Source organism: Ruegeria sp. BG8 (assembly GCF_056538325.1).
In genome coordinates, this window is record NZ_JBQFSZ010000005.1 from 134,961 (window position 1) to 153,321 (window position 18,361).

The following is an 18,361-nucleotide window of genomic DNA, read 5'->3' on the forward strand; positions in this document are numbered from 1 at the left end:
AGGTTACCCTTCGGACATCTTTGGCGCGCTGTCCCAGAACCCACGCATCGCCTCAATCAAAGCCAAATAGCGTTCGTAGCGCGCGTCATAGTGTGCTTTGAGTGCGGTGTCTGGCACAAACTCGGATTTATGCCGGGTCATTTGGTCAATCGCCTCTTCGTAGGACGCGTAGGCGCCCACTGCGACGGTCACGCCGATAGCCGCGCCCAACGCCCCGGTCTCCTGCGCTTCGGCGACGGACATCGGGACGCCAAGGCAATCCGCAAACATCTGAGGCCAAACCGGGCTTCGTGATCCGCCACCTGACAGCACGGCCCGATCAAATTCGACGCCGGCAGATTTGAGGACTTCGATGTGGCGACGGTGCTCGAACATAGCACCTTCGAACAAAGCGCGAAGCATATGCGGCTCACCATGCCAACCTGCCAACCCATAAAAACCGCCGCGGAACGACGCCCCCTGCCCCGATCCATAGAGGAATGGGTGGAAAAACGGGTCATCCAGCGCAGGTACCACTTGCGCCACCTTCGCGTTACAAAACCCGAACGGGTCATCATGGTGCGCGCCGCGCTCTACAAACTCGCGGACATACCACTCGAGATTGGCCGCAGATGTCGCGCTGGACTCAATATTGACGAAACGGTCTTTGCCGAAACCGGACACCATGAAAAGGTTGTCATTAACGGCGGGCGTTTGAGAAAAGACCTGATTGATGCTCCACGTTCCAACGATAATCGATGCTTCACCTGCGCGTACAACACCAGATCCCATCGCGCTTGAGATGACATCAAAATATCCGCCGATGACGGGTGTCCCTTCTTTTAGCCCCGTGGCAGCCGCAGCAGTTGCGTCGACGGTTCCTGCAATTTCCGCAGGGTCGATCAAACGCGGCAACAGATCGCCAGCATCGGCCAGACCATAGTGTTCCAGCAGCACATCGCTGTAGGTACAGTCCGGCATTTGCGTCAGACCACAGCCGGACATGTCCGAGACTTCGCTGACTTTTTCGCCCGTCAGTTGGTACGTGATGAAATCCTTGCACAGCAGGACTGTTCCGGTTCGGGCATAGACTTCCGGCCGGTTACGCTTGATCCACGCCAGCAGAACCGGAGTTTGCGAAGGCCACGGTTTTTGCAGACACAGCGCATGAAGCTCTGCGCCAGCAGCATTCGAAAGCTCCTCGGCAAGATCCGCTGCACGGGTATCGAGGGATTGTATCCCCACAATTGGTTCGCCCGCTTTGTCCAACAGGTACAAACCGTTGCCGTGGCCTGCACAACCCACCCCGATAATCTCGGCAGGGTCGATGCCAGCTTGTTTGATACATCCACCGATGACGTGTTTTGCGTTTGACCACAGCTCATTCAGGTCACGTTCGACATGACCGGGCTGCGGGGTCGAAGATTGGCCATCCAGCGCCTGCATTGCGACAGGCCGCCCTTGCAGATCGAAAAGCACGGCCTTTATGACCGTGTTCCCCGCATCCAGACCGAGGATATAACCTGTCTTAGCCACGGTTGTAGATATCCCACGCTTCTTCACCGCTGGCGCCATTGTGGATCATCGCCATCAATGCTGCCACAACGGCTTTGGGATTATCATGTTGGTAAATGTTGCGGCCATAAACCATCCCTTGTGCGCCCTGTGCCATCAAAGCAGCGGATTTCATCAGCACGTTTTTCAGGTTTTCTTTGCCACCACCACGTACCAGAACCGGCACGCGCGCGGCCTCAATCACGCGGTGAAAGTCCTCGGGGTTTTCGGTAGGGTCGGCTTTGATGATATCAGCTCCCATTTCCGAGGCCAGGCGCACCAACGTCACGATCTTTTCGGCGTTGCCATCCACCTGATAGCCACCGCGCACATCATTGGGCAACATAACCAAAGGTTCGATCATCAGCGGCATCCCGTATTTATGGCAGGCAGCGCGCACTTTGCTGATGTTTTCGACACATTGGCGGAACAGCTCGGGCTCATCAGGCAGCATGAACAGGTTCACCACAACGGCGGCTGCATCCATTTCAAGCGCACCGATGATCGGCTCATCCGCGTTTTGCAGCATCGACCACATGACGCGGTGCCGCTGATCATTATAGGGGTTGCCCATGTCGATCCGCATCACCAGCGCAGGCTTGTCCTTTTCAGGCCGCGATTGCAGAAGGTCGGCCTGACCATAAGCGCACTGAATCGCGTCTGGTTTGGCCCCGATCAGCGTGTCCATGACGCCAGCCATATCCTCAAGCCCGACCATGAAGCTGGGCTCATTGCAGACACCGTGGTCAATCGCCACGTCCAGACAGCCCCCATTGGTAAACATCCGGTTCATCCGGGCCTTGGTGCTTACACGCATTCTGTTCTCCGTTCCTTGTTTCGCGCGGTCAGAGCTTCGGCGGTGACGCCATAGAACTCGGACAATTCGTAAATAAGTGCTTGTTTCTGTTCATTGATCTCTTGCGGACCAAGATCACGTTCGCGGGCAAAAACATCGGCAAGGTTTGCCAGCAGCGCGTCCGAGATTTGCCCTGTGATGGCCAGCGCGGTCCGGCGCAGCACGATATCGGACAGGGTCTCGACATATTCGGTGCGCATCAGCCAGATGATTTCAGCCTGTGTATAAGCGGACTCCACTGACAAGGGCATGTCATCCCGAACCGACTGGCAAAACTGAGCCACATCATCCGCTTGAGTTCCATAGTGATCCATCAGGTGATGCGCGCGCTCGGGTGCGATGCGAAAATCCGCAATCAGACGGCTTTTCAAAGACTCAGGATCGTCAGGGAACTGAACCCCACCGCCGATGGGTAACCCAAGGGTCGAAGTCCGCCGCGTCTTGTCCAACTCGGCCAGTACCTGATCTGCGGTTTGCTCACCAAAGGCGCGAAACGTCGTCCATTTGCCGCCCACCATACAGAATTGCGGCACGTCCCCATCCAGCCGCCGCGTATCGTGACCGCGCGAGATGCGTCCGGTGAAATCCTGATCGCTGCGCGGCAGCGGGCGGATGCCGCTATAGCTGAACACCACCTGATCCGAGGCAATCTCGACCCCCGGAAACACCAGGCGCAGCGAGCCGAGGATATAGTCAAACTCTTCAGGCTCACACCGCACCCGCGCGGCTTTGTCGACGCGGATATCGGTTGATCCGGCCAGCACCTTGCCCTGATAGGGAAAGACAATGCAGACCCGCCCGTCAGTGTTTTCGAAATAGACCATGTGATCGCCAAGCGCTTGGAGCAGCGCCGGGTTGTCAATAATCAGGTGTGATCCCTTGGTGCCCGAAACCATCCGTTCATTAGCCCGGCCACCCAGCCCGTTGACCGTGTCGTCGAGCCATGCTCCGGTCGCGTTAACGATCACTTTGGGTGTCACTGCCACAGAGGCACCGCTGCGCCGGTCGGTGACGGCATAACTGTCCCCATCCCGCGTCATTTCCGCATAGTTCAGCGCGATGCAGTCTGGGGCTTCGGCCGCGACATCGCGGATCATCTCGATGCACAGCCGCTCCGGGTGGGTGATCTGAGCATCATAGTACACCGCAGACCGTGTGGCCTTTGGGGTCAAGGCGGGCCAGTCTTTGCGGGTGCGACCGGCGCTGTTGAAATGATGCTTGGGCAGGATGCGCCTCTTGCGCGTTACCCAATCGTAAAGCGAAAGGCCTAGTTTGATCGGCACCGCCCCCCGGCTGGAGGGCTTTCCCTGCCAACCCACAAAGCTTGCCGCCGCGTTCAACATGCCCGAAAACACCGAGGTAATGGGAATGACCGTTGGCAAGGGCCGCACCATATGGGGCGCGTTCAGCAGCAAGGCATCGCGTTCCTGAAGAGATTCCCGAACCAGATCGAACTCACCATTTTCTAGGTAGCGAAGACCACCATGGATCATCCGCGACGGCGCAGCACTACAGCCCGAGGCAAAGTCGTTCCGTTCGACCAGCAGCACCCGAAGCCCCTGCAAGGCAAGCTCGCGGTAGACACCAATGCCGTTGACACCCCCGCCGACAACCACCACGTCAAACGCGGCGTTCTTGCGCAGATTTGTCAGGTTTTGTTGTCGTTGTTCTGACATGGTGGTCCTGTTTCTAGCGGGGGTTCAGGGCTTAGCTGTCCAGATCGCTCAGATGCGCGCGGGCCTGGGTGTCGATTTCGGCAATCTCGGCCTCGGTCAGACGCAACTGACCGGCCTTTGCATTTTCGACCGCCTGCGCCGCATCGCGCGCGCCACAGAGCGAGAAGGTGATGCCCGGCTGTTGCACCGTCCACGCGATGACCGTCTGCGCCAACGTCGCGCCATGCGCCTCGGCAATGGGGGCGATGGTCTGCATCAGGTCAGCCACTTTCTGCCGGTTCGACATGGAGAAACGCGGATTGTCCTTGCGCTGATCGTCGCCCGTGAACTCTCGGTCCGGCCCGATCTTGCCGCTGAGCAAGCCCAAAGCCAGCGAAGAATAGCTGAGGACCGAAACGCCATTCTCACGACAAACCGGCAGCAGCGTATCTTCGATGTCACGCTTGACCATCGAATATTCTTCCTGAATCGCATCCAGCTGACCGGCGGCCACGTAGGCTTTGACCTCATCGACCGAGGTATTGCTGGCCCCGATGGACCGGATCTTACCCTGCTGTTTCAGGCTCTCCAGCGCCTCCATCGTCTCGGCGATGGGGGTGGTCGGGTCCTGCCAGTGGGTGATGTAGTGGTCGATATAGTCGGTGCCCAGACGGGTCAGACTTTGTTCGACCTCATAGATGATCGCGTCCTTGCCCAGATAGCGATGCACCGGCTTACCATCATAGTCGAAGAAATGGTTGCCCTTTTGCGTATGCCAGACCAGCCCGCATTTGGTGGCCAGCACGACCTGATCGCGCCGCCCTTTCAGCGCCTTGCCCACAATATCCTCGGCCACGCCCTGCCCATAGGCAGGCGCCGTGTCGATCAGCGTCACGCCCGCATCGACTGAGGCTTGGATCGCGGCGATGGATTTGGCCTCATCCGTGCCGCCCCACATCCAGCCACCGATGGCCCATGTGCCCAGCCCGATGACCGAGGCTTCGATCCCGGATGCTCCGATTTCGCGAGTCAGCATCTCATGCGACATCTCGTGTTCCTTCCATTTCCTGTATGACTGCGGTCGCTGTATCTTCGTCCAGGATCAGCGAATTGAGAAACTTTCCGTTCAGCACCGCCTTGATCGGCAATACCTTTTGCGCCCCCGCACTGACACCGATCACCCGCGTGCATTGGGTCAGATCGGTCGGCGCAACCGAGACCAGCCGCGAGTTCAGCGCATAGTTCGACACGGATCCGTCGATATGGATCAGATGGGCAAGGAACTCTCCGATCACGCCCATGCCCATCAGCATCTTGCGGTCTGCCTCGGGCACCGGATGCAGATCGTAATAGCTGGAGCCTTCGGGCTCGATCGAGCCGACCCCAACCAGCGCCACGTTGGCGCGACGGGCCAGATCCAGCACCTCTTTTATTGAGGATACCTGCTCCAACATATCGCGCTGATCGCGGCTTTCGGCGAACAGGGGCGCGTGCAGCAGCATGGTCTTACCACCCAAGCGATCCGCCATCTGCGTCGCCAGATGGTTCACATCCGTATAATATTTGCCCTGTATGCCCCCGGTCAGCGGCACCACGGTCACGTCGAACGGGCGTTCGACCTCCAAAGCTTCGACCGTTGCGCTGACGGCCTTACCACCGGTAATCGCGATCACGTCGCCGTCACGCAGGGTTTCGATCAGATGGCTGGCTGCGGCGCGCCCGACCTGTTGCAGGGTCGTCTCGGCACTGCCCGCGACCGAGGGGGTCACGATTGCCTCGCTCAGGGTAGTCGACCGGGTCAGGCCGCGTTCGATATCCATCAGGGGTTCGAACGGGCTTTCGATGTCGATCTTGACCATCCCCATCTTGCGGCCCTGCGTGATCAGGCGATTGACCTTCGAATTCGACAGGTTCAGATCCCGCGCAATGTCGGCCTGTTTCTTGCCTTCAAGGTAGTGCAGGACCAGAACGGTGTGGATCTGCCGGATCAGCTCAAAGTCTTTCTTCTTGTCGACCATCACCCGCGCCTTTTGTTCAGGTAATGGTCGATGGTCACCGCCGCCAACAGGATCGAGCCGCGGATGATGTCCTGCCAGTAGACCGACACGTCAAGCAGAGCCAATGAGCTGGAGACCAGTGACAACAGAATCACGCCCAAAATTGCCCCAAGGATCGAGCCCGAGCCGCCATTCAGGCTGGCCCCGCCGATCACGGCAGCGGCGATGATGGTCAGCTCCAAACCCAGTCCAAAGGTCGGTTGCGCCGAACCAAACCGGGCCATGTAGATGATGCCTGCGATGCCGCATAGCGTCGAACACAGAGTAGTGGTCAGGAAGATCACCTTCTTTGTGCGAATACCGGAATAGGCGGCGGCCTTTTCGTTGCTGCCGGTATAGAACACTTTGCGGAACATGGTCGTGCGCCGCAGCATGAAGTCAAAGGCGATCACAAAGACAAGAAAGATGACGATCACGATCGGGATCGGCCCGATGGTGCCCTGCCCGATGAATTTGAACTCGGGCGGCAGGGTGTAGAGGCCCAAAGGACGTCCCCCGGTGAACAGCAGGCACGCGCCACGCGCAATCACCATGATCGCGAGTGATACGATGAAATGGTGCAACCCCACCTTGGTCACGAAGAACCCCATGAAGGCCCCGATCCCCGTACACAGGGCAATCGCCATGGCCGAGGCCACCCATGGGTCAATCCCGCTGAGGAACAGCCACCCAGCGATCACCATCGCCAGCGCCGTGACCGACCCGACCGACAGGTCGATCCCACCCGAGATCAGCAGGATCGTCATCCCGATCACCAGCAGGCCATCCACCGCAAAGGCCATCGACATGGCGCGCATATTGGCCCAGGTCAGGAAATAGGGCGAAGCGAAGGACATGATCAGGAACAGCGCCAGAATGATAACAATCAGCCCGGTTTCCCGCATCCGCAAAAGGCGTCTCAGAAACGGTGTACTGTCGGTCGTACCTGCTTGGGCCAGGTTCACGGTATTGTCCATTTTCGTCTCTCCGCTCATGCGACCGAGGCCTGCGCGTCCATGACCGAGGCCAAGTGCATGATGTTTTCTTCTGTCATCTCATCGCCCGTGACCTGCCCGCTGATGCGCCCTTCGCGCACCACCAGCACCCGGTCGCAGACACCAATCAGTTCGGGCAGCTCGGACGAGATCACCACGATCCCCACGCCATCATTGGCCAGATCGCGCAGAATGCGGTGAATCTCGGATTTCGCGCCCACATCGACCCCTCGGGTCGGTTCATCCAGAAAGATCAGGCGCGGATTGACCGAGAGCATCTTGGCCAGTGCCACCTTTTGCTGATTGCCGCCCGACAGGGACGACACCGGATCACTCAGCGACCCGCATTTCAGGTTCAGCTTGCGCCCCAACGCCTCGGCCTGCGCTTCTTCCGTGCCCGACTGGATCAAACCGATCCCGTTGGCCACCTGTTCCAGTTTCAGAGCCGAGACGTTGGCGGCGATGGGCAGGTCCAGGAACACGCCATCCCCTTTGCGATCCTCGGACAGGTACACCATCCCCTTGGCGATACTGTGCTGATAATTGCGCAGCTTCAGTTCTTCTCCGTTCAGCCAGACCTGCCCGGTCACGTCGCCCTGAAGCTTGCAGATGCCTTTGACGATCTCGCTACGGCCCGCGCCGATCAGGCCCGCGATACCAAGAATTTCACCCTTCTTCAGAGTGAAAGACACGTCGCGGAACCGCGTCGCCTCTGTCAGGTTGCGCACGTCAAGGATAACCTGATCCGACGGCGCGTCCTGCTTTTCGGGGTACAGGTTGTCGATCACCCGCCCGACCATCGCATTGACAACATCGCTGGGCTGAATATCGGCCACATCGTTTGTCACAATGTGCTGACCATCGCGGAACACGGATACCCGGTCGCAATTGTCAAAAATCTCAACCATCCGGTGCGAGATATAGATGATCGAAATCCCCTGATCCGCCAGTTTGCGCATGATCCCAAAGAGGGTCTGCGCCTCGGTTTCCGTGAGTGCGGCTGTGGGTTCATCCAGGATCAGAATGCGGCAATCCAGCGTCAGGGCCTTGGCGATCTCAACCAGCTGCTGGTTCGAAATCGAAAGGTTTTTCACCAGCACCGAGGGATCAATGTCGCTGAGCTGGCGGAACACCTCGACCGCGTCGCGTTCCAGCTTGCGGTAATCCATCAACCACGACCGGCTGACATTGGTCTTGGCCATGAAAATGTTCTCGGCCACCGACACATCCGGGCACAGCGCGATTTCCTGATGCACAAAGCCGATGCCTAGCTGCTGCGCCATCGTGGGCGACGAGATTTTGACCGGTTTACCATCCAGAACGATCTGACCGCTGTCCGGTTGCAAAATCCCGTCGATCACGTTCATCAAGGTCGACTTGCCTGCGCCGTTTTCCCCTGCAATCGCGTGGATTTCTCCCTTGCGGAGTTCAAAATCGATCCCGCGCAGCGCTTTGACCGGGCCAAAGGATTTGCTGAGGTTCGATATCTGAAGGATCACGTCGTCTTGCATGGTTCCGCTTTCGCGCAGGTATCTTGGGTTTTGCTTCCAGAACCGCCCGCGCTCTGGATTGGCATTACGCGGGCGGTTCATCGGGGAGTGTACCGATCAGGCCGGATCGCGGCCTTCCATGTAGACGTTCAGATCAAAGCTGTCGGCGTTGTCCTTGGTGATGACCGCAAAGCCATTATCCATGAACGGGATCTGAACCGGGTTGAAACCGCTGGTTTTCCAGTCGTTGAACGGATCAAAGATGTCCGCCCGGTTGGCCAGATGAACCGCCATGAAACCCATGAAACCCTGCACGCCCTGATTGGGATTCAGCGACATGTGAATGTTGCCCGCGCGGATATGCTCCAGCGTGGTGGGCGTCACGTCCGCGTGCATGATCAGGATGTCTGATCCGGCCTCAAGCTTTGCAGCAACCGCACCCTCGGCCGAGCCCGCCTCGGGAATCCAGATCGCGGCCACATTCGGGTTGGCCTGAATGATCGAGGCCGTTGCACGGTAAGCGGCGTTGCTGTCCTGGTTCGTGGCCTGACGCCCGACCAGTTTCATGTTCGGATAGTTTGCTTCCATATATGCGATCAGCGAGGTTACGCGCAGGTCATGGTTCGACTGACCCGGATTCTCAAGAACCGCATACTCGGCGCTGTCACCGACTTGTTTGACGATTTCTTCCGCCGCGAATTTCGCCTCGGCATGGTTGTCCGAAGTGATATAGCCGGTGCGCTTGGAATTCGGGCTGTCAGCGGCGAAGGTCACGATCTCGGTGCCGTTGTCGATGGCACGGTTGATCGGCTCGATGAACGGGTCAGACTGCATCGGGTGCAGCAGAACACCGGCGGGCGATTTCACGAGATCTTGCTCGAACGAGGCGATCTGCTTGGTGATGTCATAGTCCGGCGTGCCCGAGAATACGGTCTCACAGCCAAACGCCTCAGCCGCCTGTTTAAAGCCCTGATAGACCGGCACCCAATAGGGGTGACCCGAGACCATGACGTTCATGATATAGGTCTCGCCCGGCTCGCACATGATGCCATCGGCCTGGGCTGGTGCTGTTATGGCAGCTACGGACAAAGCAGCAGACGCAACCAGCGTACTGGTTTTCTTGAATTTCATGGATTTCCTCCCAGCAGAATGCTCCTGCTCTTGCCGCATAATGTCCCTCCAACACAGCAAGTGCAAGAAATTTCACTTTATGCTTCTTATTGCACAAAGCCAGTTTTAAGGACGCGTTCAGTGGATCGTCAACACCTATTTGCAATTTTTTATTTTGCTTGAAATTTATTTCATTTCTGCGCGAAGCCAGCAAAAGGTTTTGCGTTGCAAGCAGGTTTCCAGAACTCCAAACTCGCTGAAGTGGAGAAGCAAAAACACATGTTCAAAAGACTCGAAGATATAAACACCAAACCTGAGGTCTTTAGCGTGTACACCGCTGACGCGCTCTGGGTCGACGAACACCGGTCAAAACAGATGCTGTCCTTTCATCTGAATGAAACCATCGACGTTTCTTCAAGAAATATGCAGTTCATCGAACAGTGTTCTGCGTGGATCACCAAAAAGTTTCAACTAGCACCAGGGAAATCCGTTTGCGATTTCGGTTGCGGGCCTGGCTTGTACACGTCCCGGTTTGCGAATTCAGGGGCACATGTCACGGGTCTCGATTTCTCGGGAAACTCCATCCAGTTCGCCCGGCATCAAGCCGATTAAGCGCAGAAAAATATCGCATACGTTCAGGTAGATTACCTTAACTACGAAACGACCGATCGCTTCGATCTCATCTCCATGATCATGTGCGATTTCTGCGCCCTTAGTCCTGGACAACGCGCACTCTTGTTGACCAAATTCCGTGACCTTCTGAAGGAAGGAGGCGCGGTTCTTTTAGACGTCTACTCGATGGCTGCATACGCTGAAAGAAATGAGGTCAGCTTATATGAAAAGAACCAACTGAACCATTTCTGGTGCGAGGAAGACTACTATTGCTTCGTCAACACCTTCAAATACGATGCCGACGCCGTCGTCTTGGACAAGTACACAGTCTTTCCGGAGAACTGTGAAGATGAGACAGTTTACAACTGGTTACAGTACTTTTCTCCGCAGAGCCTTGGCAAAGAGCTTTTAGACGCCGGATTCAAGATCGAGGATACTTACATGAACGTATCGGGGCGACCATTTTCGGAACAGCATTCCGAGTTTGCCGTCGTGGCGGTGAAACAAGCTGGGTAGTATCTTTCCTTGGCCTGTTAAACCTCAGAATCTTGGCAAAACTGCAGATTGGTTATCCGGCACTTGGGGACATTCATCGTTCCAAAAAACCGCGCGGACGTTTCAAACCGAACGTCACTGTTGCCGCGCGGAGAACAGGTCTTTCAGAGAAAACGGGGGTTGAGGCCCCTCAAAATTGGGCGTTGTGTAGGTGACTTGTTCGTCCAATGCCATGGCTTCAATTTCACCTGACTGGAATAACTCGCTAAGCCCCGCGTTAAGTGCCGCGAGCAGGTCTTCTTGGCGTTCCAATACCGAAATACCGATATCCATCCCTAATGGATGACGCCATTCGGCGAGCTTTAACTTACTGATCTTGTTGTGCTTCAAATGGTGATCATAAGCCGCAACATCGACAATCGCTACATCGACAGTCCCAGATTCCAAGTTCCATAGGAATTTCGGGCCGGGATTGAAGGTCTGCGCCCCAGATGCAATTTCGGGTACGTTGGTTAGCAAAATCGAACCGGATAATGTGCCCTGCTGATACGCCACTTTTCGGCCTGCCAAATCCTCAAGGTCTTTAGGCTCTGGCGAATGCTCTGCGTAGACCAATCCGATTTCGGCACGCATATACGGCTTTGTCACTGAGATCGGCTCAAGCGCGACATGTGGCAGATGCGCCGCGATTGGGCGTTGCGTTTCTGCATCAATGACTTCAGGCATACCCAACCAACGTGGCAGTGGTCCGGTTTCCGCCGGAGGTGCACCAATGGCTGGTTGGTAGAGCGGATGCGATGGCACCATGTCACATAGGCCATGCGCCAACATCGCGAAAACCTCTAGGACAGGGTCGTTTTCTTCACTGGGTTCGTTTTCAAACCACAATACCGAAAGAGGTAACCCCAGCTTTGCCGCAAGTGCTTCGCTCAACCGAAAGTCGATCCCCGTACCACCATCGGCGCGCAACCCCGAGATCGCCCCAGCATTACGCGCCAAACAAGCAGTCAGGTACCCCGGATTCACTAGATCATCGGGATCAACCGTCTGACTTAGTTTTTTTTTGTGTCCGCAGGAAACGGCTCGGTACCACCGCGCGTGGCGACATAAACCCAAAGCGCATCAAGCTCTTCGGGATAGATTACGTCGCCCCACGCAGGCATGTCGCCTTTGCCATCGTTGACCGAGCTATAGAACCGCTCTTTGTCGTCCTGAGGAAAGCGGCGCAGGTCAAAAGAGGCAACGCCCGGATTGACCATGTCCTTTCCATGACATTTGGAACAGAAAAACTCGTAGGCTTCCAACCCGGCCTCAAAGTCCGGATGCTGTTCTTCGGCGAAAGCTGGCCCCGCACACAGGGCCAGCGCCAAAAGAGGCTTCGAAAAGCGCATGATTTTCCTCATTTTGGAATTGCAAAGGTCCAGACCGACCCGCCTGCGGGCGTGTTGGCCAACCGCTCATCGCCCGAGAACAGCGGATAAACACCACCCGATCCATTCAGAACCGATACGTATTGCTGACCATCCATTTCCCATGTCACCGGTTGACCAATAACGCCAGAACCCGTGTTGAAGGACCAAAGAAGCTCGCCGGTTTCTGCGTCAAACGCTTCGAACTCACCGGTTTGCGCGCCGGTAAACACCACGCCGCCACCAGTTGAAAGCACGCCGGCATTTCTTGGAATATCGCTGGGTACTTTCCACTTGGCCTTGCCAGTCATCGGATCAATCGCACGCAGGTCTCCGCGCGGTCCTTCAGGCCACGCCCACGAAAACTCCGCCCCGAAATAGAACACGCCCGCACGGTATTTCGGCTCAACTGCCTTGTAGTTCATACCTACGTTGAACGTGTTGACGAACACAGTGTTCATGTCGGGGTGATAAGAAACAGGCGCCCAGTTTTTACCACCAAATGCCGATGGCCAATACTGGGTCTCTTCGCCTGTGACGGCCTTTTTGTAGACATCGGTGTATACGGGGCGACCTGTTTCCAAGTCGATCTTTTCGGCCCATGTCACCTTGTCAACAAACGGGTTGGCCGCGATCAAATCACCGTTGGTTCTGTCAATCACATAGTAGAAACCGTTGCGGCTGGCTTGCATCAGAACCTTGCGGCCGTCCTGTTCAGCCAATACCAGCTCGTTTGTTCCATCGTGGTCGAAAGGGTCGTTGGGCGATGTCTGGTAATGCCACTGGATTTCACCTGACTTCGGATCCATCGCAATGATAGATGACGTGTAAAGGTTATCACCCGGCCGTAACTGTGCGTTCCACGATGCAGCATTGCCGATGCCCCAATAGACGAGGTTGAGTTCGGGGTCGTATGAACCTGTGAGCCAGCCCGGGCCACCGCCTCGCTGCCAGGCGTCACCCTCTGGCCAGGTTTCACTGCCGGGCTGACCCGGTTCCGGGATGGTGTAGGTCCGCCAAAGCTGTTCGCCCGTCTTGGGGTCATATCCTTCTATGTAACCGCGGATCCCGTATTCCCCGCCGGAAATCCCGACGATCAGAACGCCATCCGCTAACAAAGGTGCCAGAGTGAACGAATAGCCTTGCTTGTAATCAATCGACTTGGTGCGCCAAATCTCTTCGCCTGTTGCCGCATCCATTGCGACTACATGCGCGTCAAGCGTTGTACGGAACAATACGCCATCCAACATGGCCACGCCCCGGTTCACGATACCACAGCAAGCAACCCGAGGGGCTTCGGCAGGGTATTCAACAGACGTTTTCCAGATTTGCTTACCTGTCGCGGCATCCAATGCAAATGTGGAAGAATGAGTTGTGGCGTACATTACGCCGTCCTTGATCAAAGGAAAGCTTTCCTGCCCCCGCGTGTCGCCAAGGCTATAGGCCCAAACAGGTGTTAACTTTGACACGTTGTCGGTGTTGATCTTATCGAGTGCGCTGAAACGCTTTTGGTCGTATCCCATCCCATAAACCAGGACGTCACCCGGTGTGGATGTGTCGGCAACCAGATCGGCGGCAGATTGCGCAAACGCGGGTGATGAAAACGCCAATGCGCCAACCGCTGACACGGCGACCTTCGTTAGAAATGAATTCATTGCTTCCTCCCATTTCGGCAATGCTAATTGATCGGCGGCATGCGCCAGAATTTTATGTCTCCCTCAGCTCTACACGTCTGATTTTGCCCGAGATCGTCTTGGGCAAGGTTTCTACGAACGAAATGTCACGCGGGTATTTGTAGGGCGCTGTTTGGTTTTTACAGAACTCCTGAATTTCTTTCTTAAGATCGTCCGACGCTTCAAATTCACTTGCAAGCACAATGAATGCCTTTACCCGTTGTCCACGGGTTTCATCTGGCACACCGACAACCGCGCTTTCCGCAACTGCGCTGTGTTCCAATAGCGCGCTTTCAACCTCGAAAGGGCTGATCCGATACCCGGCAGAGGATATCAGATCGTCAGAACGACCTACAAACCATAGATATCCGTCACGGTCGCGCGAGGCGGTATCGCCAGTATAGTACCACCCGTTGCGGAATGGTTCGGTAGCCAATTCCCCATCCCGCAAGTATCCATGAAACAGACCAGCGGGCCATCTATCGGTCGTTCGGATGGCAATGTGGCCAACTTCATCATCTGGCAAAACGTTACCGTCGTCATCGACAACATCCACATCATAGCCGGGCACCGGTTTACCCATGGACCCACTACGCGTTTCAATGTCGGGGAAATTTCCCACGATATTGACAGTCTCTGTCTGACCATACCCGTCAGCGATGACCGTCCCGGTGTGATCCCGCCAATACCGAATTACTTCTGGGTTCAAGGGCTCGCCCGCGCCCAAACAACGCCTTAAAGAGCTCAGGTCGTATTGTGTCAGGTCCTGTTGAGCAAACAGCCGATAGACAGTTGGCGGCGCGCAAAAGGTTGTGACACCCAGTTCGCCGATTACCTTCAGATGCGCCTCGACGTCCATTCCTGGTGCATCATAAAGGACCGTCGTACAGCCCAATAGCACCTGAGGAAACAGCATCCCCCAAGCCGCTTTGGCCCAGCCCGTATCCGTCAGCGTCCAATGCAGATCATCTTGCCTCAGGTCCATCCAAAACAGCCCAGTTGCTGCGTGCGCCAATGCATATCCGAAATCCCGAGGCACCATCTTTGGCAAGGCTGTCGTGCCCGACGTGAAGTAGATCATCATCGTTTCTGTCGCCGCAAAAGTCGGAAGGTCAGCGGCGTTCAGACCTCCGGGCTGTTCCGTGCATAGTTCCTCGAATGACAACCAACCTGCCGGGGCAGGACCTACAACAATCAGGTGCTGCAGCGTCGGGCATTGATGCCGGATCGCTACAACCTTTTCGACATGCATAGGCGAGACTATTACGGCTTTCGCCCCGGCCTGGTTTATGCGGTAGGCAATGTCCTTGGCGGTCAGCAAATTGGTGCCGGGCATCGAGATAACCCCTGCCTTCATGCAACCGAACAGAACTTTGTGCCACTCTGGTTGGCGACCAATGACCACGCAGGCGGCATCGCCGCGTTTCAACCCCAAGGCCATGAGCGCTTGTGCAAATCTGGCAGAACTGTCCGCCAGATCAGAATAGCGGATCGTTTGACGCGTTCCCGCCGCCACATCAATGAAAAGCAGAGCATCCTTGTCAGCTTCGCGCGCGCGCGCATCCAAAACGTCAAATGCGAAATTGAAGGTCTCGGGTATGTCGATCCTGAAGTCGCGCCGCGCCGCTTCGTAACTGCGGTCGATATGATCGAAACCCAACATGCTGCCGTTTCCCTCCGCAACTCAAAAGCATGCAATGACCAGAAAACGGGCTCGGTGCTTCTGCGTTTAGGCACTTATTGCCGGGGACTTTCGATCAGGAACCCAAGGTCCATTTTAGCCCAGCTTTCAGCGAGCGTAGTTCTTGCAATTTTGGCACTCAATGCCATTAAATGTCAAAATCATGAGACAAAAAGCCATATCACCAATCGCCCGAGTTTTTGTGGATGAAGTGATGGAAAGCGGCGCGCGCGCCGGTATCGACATGCGCGCGCTTCTGTCCGACTTGAACTTGTCCGAGGCCAATTTGAACATGCTGCAACCCAATGAATTTGCACATATTTGGCTGGGTTTATCTGAGCGAATGGGCGACGAGTTTTTTGGCCTCGCCGAGCGTCCGATGGCGCCGGGTTCGTTCACATTAATGGGTCATGCGGTCAGAGGGGCGCGTACCTTTGACGTGGCCCTGCGTCGCGCGTTGCGCTTTTTGAAAGTGGTACTGGGCGAGCCCTTTGGGACACTACGCATACAGGACGGACTTTGCCACGTCATCCTTCAAGAAGAAAACGGACCGCGTTCGGCATTCGCATACCGGGCTTTCTTCCTGATTTTGCATGGCTTGAACTGTTGGCTGGTGCGTGAACGCATTCCTCTTCGGTCCGTCGCGTTCCCCTGCCCCGCACCGCGCGCCCTCAACGACTATGGTGACTTTTTCGGCAGACCCGTTCGGTTTGGAGCGCCAAAAGCGTCGATTTCGTTTGATGCCGATTATCTTACCCGCCCGGTTCAACGCAGTGAGGCATCCCTAAAGGCGTTCTTGCGCACAACGCCCGAGGCTATTTTGTCGGGATACCGCCCTATCCTTGGCCTGAAGGCCCAAATTCAAGAAAACTGTCTGACCGGCCCCTACCACGAATGGCCGCCAACTGCCAAAATTGCACAGCAACTGCGTCTGTCGCGCTCGACCTTACACCGCCGTTTGCGCGAGGAAGGGCTTACCATCCGACGGATCAAAGAAGAGCGACGCCGCGACTACGCGACCCATCTTCTGAAATCCACAACGCTACCAATCCGAGAAGTCGCCCGCCTTGTCGGCTATTCCGAACCCAGCGCGTTCCATCGATCATTTCGCAAATGGTACGCAGTCACACCCGGCGAGGCCCGTCGGCAAAGTAACGTTAGTAATCTGAAAAAAATGGGCCACAATTTTTAAGCAGCGCAATACGCGCGATAGCATCCATAAGCCGCATAAATAAGAAATAATGATCAGTACATTAACAGCTAACCAGCCATCAAATAGTTTTAGTTGCAGAACCTTTCGGGAAACCGCAGTTCTCATTGCTAGACGAAGGCATTAGGTTCAAGTTCCTCCCAGAATTCAAATATTTTTTTTGCGTTCAAACCTGACCGCCAACCATGGGATCTAAAATGTTCTCGGTCTAAGTCGTTGTCCAACCCCGCCATGAACAGCCTTTTATCGGCGTCTCTCTGTGTTGGGTTTCGCCGCGAAACCAGTTCTTGTACGATCGTTAGTTTTCGCGACCGTTCCGCTCGCTCTGCCGAGCGTTCGGCATACGCCTGATCCTCGGCCAACTTTGCCAATTCACGCTGACGAGCAGCCTCGATTGCTTCGGGACTGGGGGTGGTTGGCTCCTGATCATCATTTGCTTGATAATCATCGCGCAATGCCGCTGACAAATAACCAACCGTGGACTTTATCCCACTCTTCCCGGCCACATAGTCCAATTTTTGCTGCACATAGTTTTCTCCGTGTTCAGAGATCCACTGCCGGGCCAAACGATCAGACACGCCCTGCTTGAGCAGCGTTTTATAAATTGAGAGGTTTCGGATCCCATCGCCGTCGTCTATTTCGAACATCGCTTTTTGCGGATTGCCTTTTATCCGAAATCGAATGTCTGTGACTGTGCGACCTTTTTTCTGGAACTCAGGTTCAATCAAGATATCCGAGCTTTTGTTAACTTCGGCCACTGCGGGCTTGATAATCTTTGCGTTGAGGTGCTTGAAACTCGCGTAGTAATCGCTTCCATCCACACCCATCAGTTTCCGAAACACATCAAGATCCCACCAACCAGTAGAACCTGTTCTTACAAATCTGTAGCAGTTTTCATAAAGGGCCAAGCCATGGCCGGAACTGAAGTTTCTTTGAATCTGAACGTTAATAAGAGCATAGATTTTGGGATCATAAAGCTTTTGCGCCAAAGCTGGAGAATAAGCGTATTCACAAACACCACCCTTCAGTTTGGCAAAACTAAGTAGAGACGACACCCCCCACTCTTGGCGACCTTGTTCATCGAGCATATCCCACTCAGCAACAGTTTCAGCCAAAGCCCTAAGGCTGGCACGCAATGTATCAAAATCGTTGGAGTTGTAACCAACCATCATTGCTAAGGTTCGGGCATCAATCGTGTGCGTCGCCGCCGACGTCAACGCATCATAGGCATTGAGCAATAATACATTAGAGAGCTTACGCTGCAGCAACGTAAGCTTTCCGCTTATATGAATAGCGGCTACATTTTTCTTAACAGTCTCGCGGCGCAATGCACCTGAGACAGCATCCATGTTCAATTTTGATTCCGGCATGATTCTGCCTGGCTGCTCTTTTTTCAATTAATTGCACGAAAGGTACCTACGGATCAAATAGTTTTGGGTACCCAAACACGGTCTGACGAGCATCCTGAATATGGGTACCAAAGATAACTTGCACAGAAGTTGTCCACAGGCAAAGGACGAGATGGTCGGAAAATCCCTTAACCCGGACATTTCAGAGCGGTCAGAAAGTGCGCCCAAACACCTTAACAGAGCCTTTTCTTGCGCTA

The 18,361-nt window shown here is 55.4% G+C and carries 17 protein-coding genes; 3 read left to right on the forward strand and 14 right to left on the reverse strand.

From position 1 onward, the window contains the following. Positions 1 to 3: 3 nt before the first annotated feature. The 8 genes from ACR0DG_RS12040 to ACR0DG_RS12075 are packed head-to-tail and all read right to left on the reverse strand — an operon-like array spanning position 4 to position 9,696. Positions 4 to 1,515 carry an FGGY-family carbohydrate kinase gene (locus ACR0DG_RS12040; protein WP_480697032.1) on the reverse strand — a complete coding sequence of 504 codons (1,512 nt, stop codon included), beginning with the start codon at positions 1,513 to 1,515 and terminating at the stop codon, positions 4 to 6. Next, complete coding sequence (locus ACR0DG_RS12045) at positions 1,508 to 2,350, reverse strand: class I fructose-bisphosphate aldolase (RefSeq protein ID WP_480697030.1); 843 nt, start codon at positions 2,348 to 2,350, stop codon at positions 1,508 to 1,510. Before ACR0DG_RS12045 ends, ACR0DG_RS12040 begins: the two co-directional genes overlap by 8 nt. Next, entirely contained in the window at positions 2,341 to 4,065 is a 1,725-nt protein-coding gene (locus ACR0DG_RS12050) for a glycerol-3-phosphate dehydrogenase/oxidase (protein ID WP_480697028.1), read from the reverse strand. Before ACR0DG_RS12050 ends, ACR0DG_RS12045 begins: the two co-directional genes overlap by 10 nt. A gap of 31 nt (positions 4,066 to 4,096) precedes the next feature. Next, positions 4,097 to 5,092: an aldo/keto reductase gene (locus ACR0DG_RS12055; protein WP_480697026.1), complete on the reverse strand. Its 996-nt coding sequence runs from the start codon at positions 5,090 to 5,092 to the stop codon at positions 4,097 to 4,099. Further along, positions 5,082 to 6,062 carry a sugar-binding transcriptional regulator gene (locus tag ACR0DG_RS12060; protein ID WP_170461844.1) on the reverse strand — a complete coding sequence of 327 codons (981 nt, stop codon included), beginning with the start codon at positions 6,060 to 6,062 and terminating at the stop codon, positions 5,082 to 5,084. Before ACR0DG_RS12060 ends, ACR0DG_RS12055 begins: the two co-directional genes overlap by 11 nt. Beyond that, positions 6,062 to 7,057 carry an ABC transporter permease gene (locus tag ACR0DG_RS12065; protein WP_480697024.1) on the reverse strand — a complete coding sequence of 332 codons (996 nt, stop codon included), beginning with the start codon at positions 7,055 to 7,057 and terminating at the stop codon, positions 6,062 to 6,064. Before ACR0DG_RS12065 ends, ACR0DG_RS12060 begins: the two co-directional genes overlap by 1 nt. 14 nt (positions 7,058 to 7,071) lie before the next feature. Next, positions 7,072 to 8,667 (reverse strand): sugar ABC transporter ATP-binding protein, encoded by a 1,596-nt coding sequence (locus ACR0DG_RS12070; protein WP_480697022.1) that lies wholly within the window; start codon positions 8,665 to 8,667, stop codon positions 7,072 to 7,074. A gap of 15 nt (positions 8,668 to 8,682) precedes the next feature. Continuing rightward, entirely contained in the window at positions 8,683 to 9,696 is a 1,014-nt protein-coding gene (locus ACR0DG_RS12075; protein WP_480697020.1) for a substrate-binding domain-containing protein, read from the reverse strand. Between the two features lie 402 nt (positions 9,697 to 10,098). On the opposite strand from ACR0DG_RS12075, the gene ACR0DG_RS12080 reads away from it, so the two are divergent. Beyond that, complete coding sequence (locus ACR0DG_RS12080) at positions 10,099 to 10,287, forward strand: class I SAM-dependent methyltransferase (protein WP_480707178.1); 189 nt, start codon at positions 10,099 to 10,101, stop codon at positions 10,285 to 10,287. Here ACR0DG_RS12080 and ACR0DG_RS12085 read toward each other — a convergent pair. After that, the gene (locus tag ACR0DG_RS12085) at positions 10,216 to 10,401 is read right to left on the reverse strand and encodes a hypothetical protein (protein ID WP_480697286.1); all 186 of its coding nucleotides are present in this window, start codon (positions 10,399 to 10,401) and stop codon (positions 10,216 to 10,218) included. The genes ACR0DG_RS12080 and ACR0DG_RS12085 overlap by 72 nt on opposite strands. A gap of 72 nt (positions 10,402 to 10,473) precedes the next feature. On the opposite strand from ACR0DG_RS12085, the gene ACR0DG_RS12090 reads away from it, so the two are divergent. Beyond that, positions 10,474 to 10,803, forward strand: a complete 330-nt coding sequence (locus ACR0DG_RS12090) for a hypothetical protein (protein ID WP_480697018.1) — start codon at positions 10,474 to 10,476, stop codon at positions 10,801 to 10,803. A gap of 114 nt (positions 10,804 to 10,917) precedes the next feature. Here the strand turns inward: ACR0DG_RS12090 and ACR0DG_RS12095 are convergent, their stop codons facing one another. The 4 genes from ACR0DG_RS12095 to ACR0DG_RS12110 are packed head-to-tail and all read right to left on the reverse strand — an operon-like array spanning position 10,918 to position 15,527. Beyond that, entirely contained in the window at positions 10,918 to 11,781 is an 864-nt protein-coding gene (locus ACR0DG_RS12095; protein WP_480697016.1) for a substrate-binding periplasmic protein, read from the reverse strand. A 53-nt stretch (positions 11,782 to 11,834) separates the two neighbouring features. Beyond that, the gene (locus ACR0DG_RS12100) at positions 11,835 to 12,173 is read right to left on the reverse strand and encodes a c-type cytochrome (protein ID WP_480697014.1); all 339 of its coding nucleotides are present in this window, start codon (positions 12,171 to 12,173) and stop codon (positions 11,835 to 11,837) included. Between the two features lie 8 nt (positions 12,174 to 12,181). Next, on the reverse strand, positions 12,182 to 13,846 hold the full coding sequence (locus ACR0DG_RS12105; protein ID WP_480697012.1) for a PQQ-dependent dehydrogenase, methanol/ethanol family: 1,665 nt from the start codon (positions 13,844 to 13,846) through the stop codon (positions 12,182 to 12,184). A gap of 52 nt (positions 13,847 to 13,898) precedes the next feature. Next, positions 13,899 to 15,527 carry an AMP-binding protein gene (locus ACR0DG_RS12110; protein WP_480697010.1) on the reverse strand — a complete coding sequence of 543 codons (1,629 nt, stop codon included), beginning with the start codon at positions 15,525 to 15,527 and terminating at the stop codon, positions 13,899 to 13,901. Between the two features lie 181 nt (positions 15,528 to 15,708). Here ACR0DG_RS12110 and ACR0DG_RS12115 point away from each other — a divergent pair, with 181 nt between their 5' ends. Beyond that, entirely contained in the window at positions 15,709 to 16,737 is a 1,029-nt protein-coding gene (locus tag ACR0DG_RS12115) for an AraC family transcriptional regulator (RefSeq protein WP_480697008.1), read from the forward strand. Between the two features lie 128 nt (positions 16,738 to 16,865). On the opposite strand, the gene ACR0DG_RS12120 is transcribed toward ACR0DG_RS12115, so the two are convergent. Further along, entirely contained in the window at positions 16,866 to 18,125 is a 1,260-nt protein-coding gene (locus tag ACR0DG_RS12120; protein WP_480697006.1) for a replication initiation protein, read from the reverse strand. Positions 18,126 to 18,361: the final 236 nt, after the last annotated feature.

Coding starts and splice junctions, on each gene's coding strand:
- ACR0DG_RS12045 (WP_480697030.1), bottom strand. CDS start 2,350: ATGCGTGTAAGCACCAAGGCCCGGATGAACCGGATGTTTACCAATGGG.
- ACR0DG_RS12050 (WP_480697028.1), bottom strand. CDS start 4,065: ATGTCAGAACAACGACAACAAAACCTGACAAATCTGCGCAAGAACGCC.
- ACR0DG_RS12055 (WP_480697026.1), bottom strand. CDS start 5,092: ATGTCGCATGAGATGCTGACTCGCGAAATCGGAGCATCCGGGATCGAA.
- ACR0DG_RS12060 (WP_170461844.1), bottom strand. CDS start 6,062: ATGGTCGACAAGAAGAAAGACTTTGAGCTGATCCGGCAGATCCACACC.
- ACR0DG_RS12065 (WP_480697024.1), bottom strand. CDS start 7,057: ATGGACAATACCGTGAACCTGGCCCAAGCAGGTACGACCGACAGTACA.
- ACR0DG_RS12070 (WP_480697022.1), bottom strand. CDS start 8,667: ATGAACCGCCCGCGTAATGCCAATCCAGAGCGCGGGCGGTTCTGGAAG.
- ACR0DG_RS12075 (WP_480697020.1), bottom strand. CDS start 9,696: ATGAAATTCAAGAAAACCAGTACGCTGGTTGCGTCTGCTGCTTTGTCC.
- ACR0DG_RS12080 (WP_480707178.1), top strand. CDS start 10,099: ATGCAGTTCATCGAACAGTGTTCTGCGTGGATCACCAAAAAGTTTCAA.
- ACR0DG_RS12090 (WP_480697018.1), top strand. CDS start 10,474: ATGGCTGCATACGCTGAAAGAAATGAGGTCAGCTTATATGAAAAGAAC.
- ACR0DG_RS12100 (WP_480697014.1), bottom strand. CDS start 12,173: ATGCGCTTTTCGAAGCCTCTTTTGGCGCTGGCCCTGTGTGCGGGGCCA.
- ACR0DG_RS12105 (WP_480697012.1), bottom strand. CDS start 13,846: ATGAATTCATTTCTAACGAAGGTCGCCGTGTCAGCGGTTGGCGCATTG.
- ACR0DG_RS12110 (WP_480697010.1), bottom strand. CDS start 15,527: ATGTTGGGTTTCGATCATATCGACCGCAGTTACGAAGCGGCGCGGCGC.
- ACR0DG_RS12115 (WP_480697008.1), top strand. CDS start 15,709: ATGAGACAAAAAGCCATATCACCAATCGCCCGAGTTTTTGTGGATGAA.
- ACR0DG_RS12120 (WP_480697006.1), bottom strand. CDS start 18,125: ATGCCGGAATCAAAATTGAACATGGATGCTGTCTCAGGTGCATTGCGC.